Annotated in this window: 5 protein-coding genes; all 5 read left to right on the forward strand. The window is 75.3% G+C overall.

Annotated elements, in window-relative coordinates; genetic code table 11:
- On the forward strand, positions 1-485 hold a 485-nt coding region (locus STRAU_RS34570; protein WP_037663861.1), incomplete at its 5' end, for a TIGR02234 family membrane protein.
- Positions 486-652: 167 nt separating this feature from the next.
- Positions 653-886: an HGxxPAAW family protein gene (locus tag STRAU_RS34575; RefSeq protein WP_016645068.1), complete on the forward strand. Its 234-nt coding sequence runs from the start codon at positions 653-655 to the stop codon at positions 884-886.
- Positions 887-1,073: 187 nt separating this feature from the next.
- Entirely contained in the window at positions 1,074-1,511 is a 438-nt protein-coding gene (locus STRAU_RS34580; protein ID WP_016645069.1) for a DUF2752 domain-containing protein, read from the forward strand.
- A gap of 178 nt (positions 1,512-1,689) precedes the next feature.
- Positions 1,690-2,499, forward strand: coding sequence for an indole-3-glycerol phosphate synthase TrpC (gene trpC / locus STRAU_RS34585; protein WP_037663862.1), 810 nt, complete (start codon positions 1,690-1,692; stop codon positions 2,497-2,499).
- 16 nt (positions 2,500-2,515) lie between these two features.
- Entirely contained in the window at positions 2,516-2,797 is a 282-nt protein-coding gene (trpM, locus tag STRAU_RS44220) for a tryptophan biosynthesis modulator TrpM (protein WP_259300068.1), read from the forward strand.
- Positions 2,798-2,879: the final 82 nt, after the last annotated feature.

The raw sequence follows: 2,879 nt of genomic DNA on the forward strand, positions 1-2,879 counted from the left end.
TGGCGGGCGGCGACTTCCCGCTGACCGTCAAGGGCAGCGACGTCACGGGCGTGCCCGCGGCCCTCGCGATAGTGGGCCTGGCCGCGCTCGTCGCGGTCTTCGCCGTGCGCCGCACCGGCCGTCTGCTCGTGTCGCTGCTGCTCGCGCTCAGCGGCGTCGGCATCATCGTGGCCGCGCTGCTCGGCGCGAACGACAGCGCCGCCCTGGACGAGAAGGCCGCCGACACGTCCGGCGACGCCGCCTCGCGCATCGCCGACCTCAGCCACACCGGCTGGCCCTACGCCGCCGTGGCCGCGGGCGCGCTGATCCTCGCCGCCGGGCTGCTCGCCCTCATCTGCGGCCGCGGCTGGCCCGCGATGTCGGGGCGCTACGAACGCGACGGCGCCCCCCGGCCGCGCGCCGCGCGCCGCGCCCCCGACCCGGACCGGCCCGAGGACCTGTGGAAGGCCATCGACCGCGGCGAGGACCCGACCCGCGAGGTCTGACCCCCGAGCGCGGCCGTAACCCACCGCACACGCCGGTGACCCCCCGCTCAACGCATACGCGCGGGTACGGAACAATGGAGCCGAGCGTCCGACTCACGGTGGCGCGGGACCGGCGATCCGCCCGGACCGGAGCACCACCCCACACGCATAGCTACGAGGAGCAAGTCATGGCGGGCAGCAGCCACGGACACGGTCACACCCCGGCCGCCTGGACCGGCGTCATCATCGCCTTCATCGGTTTCTGTGTCGCGGGCGCCTTCATGGTGATGGACAACCCGCTCGGCTTCTGGGCCGGCATGGCCGTCATCGCCGTCGGTGGCCTCGTGGGCGGCGCCATGCGCCTCGCGGGCCTCGGCCAGAAGCCGCACCAGGCGCACCAAGTGGCGCGCTCCGAGAGCTGACCGCGGCGCGACGCAGCGCGGACACGCACGCCGACGGGGCGGCCGGGAACCTTTCCGGCCGCCCCGTCGGCGTACCCCCGCCGCACGGCCGCTCCCGCGCCCCGGGCAGCCCCCTGGGCATACCACTTGGGCCCTCCATCGGCGTACCACCCGGGCGCCCGTGCCCCGCACGGGGGAGAATGCAGGGGTGAATCCAGAACCGGAGACCGTCGCGCCGCCGGGCCCGGACAGCGGGCTCCGTGCCCTCGCCGTGCCGCTCGGTGTGCTCGGCGCGGTCGCCGCGGCCTTCGCGTACGTCGCCACGGTCGACCCGAACGAACCCGGGCACTACCCGGCCTGCCCGCTCCTGTACTACACGGGCGTGTACTGCCCCGGCTGCGGCGGGCTGCGCAGCGCCCACGCCGTCGCCCACGGCGACCTGCCGGCGGCGCTCGGCGCCAACGCGCTGGCCGTCGTCGGCTTCGGGCTCTTCGCGGTGGGGTGGGCGCTGTGGGCGGTGCGGGCCGCGCGCGGCAGGCCGGTGCGGCTCGAACTGGGCCGGGCGCAGCTGTGGGGCGTCGGTGTCGCCGTCGCCCTGTTCACCCTCGTGCGGAATCTGCCGTTCGGCGGCTGGCTGCATCCGTAGCACTGACCCGCGCGCCTGACAAATGTCCAGGTGGTGGGACCCGCGTCAACCGGATGCGGGTCCTACGCCCTCCTGCGGATACCATCGCAGTGACCATGGGGACGCCCGCCGAGGGCGGACCGAGTACCGCTGTACTGCTCGAACGCAGATTCAACCGTCCTGGAAGGGGGCCGCTCGCGTGAGTGTGCTCGACGAGATCATCGACGGAGTCCGTGCCGACCTCGCAGAGCGGCAGGCGCGCGTCAGCCTCGACGAGCTCAAGGAGCGCGCGGCGAAGGCTCCCGCGGCCAAGGACGGGGTCGCCGCGCTGCGCGGCGAGGGCGTCAAGGTCATCTGCGAGGTCAAGCGCTCCAGCCCGTCCAAGGGCGCGCTCGCCGCGATCGCCGACCCCGCCGCGCTCGCCGCCGACTACGAGGCCGGTGGCGCCGCCGCCATCTCCGTGCTCACCGAGGAGCGCCGCTTCGGCGGCTCGCTCGCCGACCTGGAGGCCGTGCGCGCCAAGGTGGACGTCCCGGTCCTTCGCAAGGACTTCATCGTCACCTCGTACCAGCTGTGGGAGGCCCGCGCGTACGGCGCCGACCTCGCCCTGCTGATCGTCGCCGCCCTCGACCAGCCCGCCCTGGAGTCGCTGATCGAGCGCGCCGAGTCCATCGGCCTGACCCCGATCGTGGAGGTCCACGACGAGGACGAGGCCGAGCGGGCCGTCGACGCCGGGGCGAAGGTCGTCGGCGTCAACGCGCGCGACCTGAAGACCCTCAAGGTCGACCGCGCCACGTTCGAGCGCGTCGCGCCCGAGCTGCCCGACTCCGTCGTCAAGATCGCCGAGTCCGGGGTGCGCGGGCCGCACGACCTCATCGCCTACGCCAACGCGGGCGCCGACGCCGTCCTCGTCGGCGAGTCCCTCGTCACCGGCGGCAACCCGAAGTCGGCCGTGTCCGATCTCGTCGCCGCCGGGGCCCACCCCGCACTCCGGCACGGGCGGGGCTGACCCCGCCCCCCCGCCGATGCGCTCCGACCGCCGCGCCACCGCCGTCCGCCCGGGCTCGCGCCCGGACGGCGGCCGCGCGTGCGTGCGGTCGGCGGCGCCGCCGGTGCCGTCCTCCGGGGCCCGTGATCCGTACGCGCGACTCGCGCGCGGGTGCCGTCCCCGTGGGTGCAGGGCGCCTGCGCGGCGCGTGCACGGGCGGCGGGTCCGGTACGTCATCGGGGACGAGCCCGGCCAGGTGAACGGCATGCGATGGCGCCCGCGCGACGCGCGCGATCGCCTTGGCCCGCGGCCCCGCTAGCGGCTTTTTCGGCACCGCCGGACTGCGTCGTGGGGGTTGCTCGCCGTCGCGGCGGATTTTTCCTTTCCCCAAGCCCGCCCCT

This window comes from Streptomyces aurantiacus JA 4570 (genome assembly GCF_000414115.1).
Lineage (GTDB): Bacteria > Actinomycetota > Actinomycetes > Streptomycetales > Streptomycetaceae > Streptomyces > Streptomyces aurantiacus_A.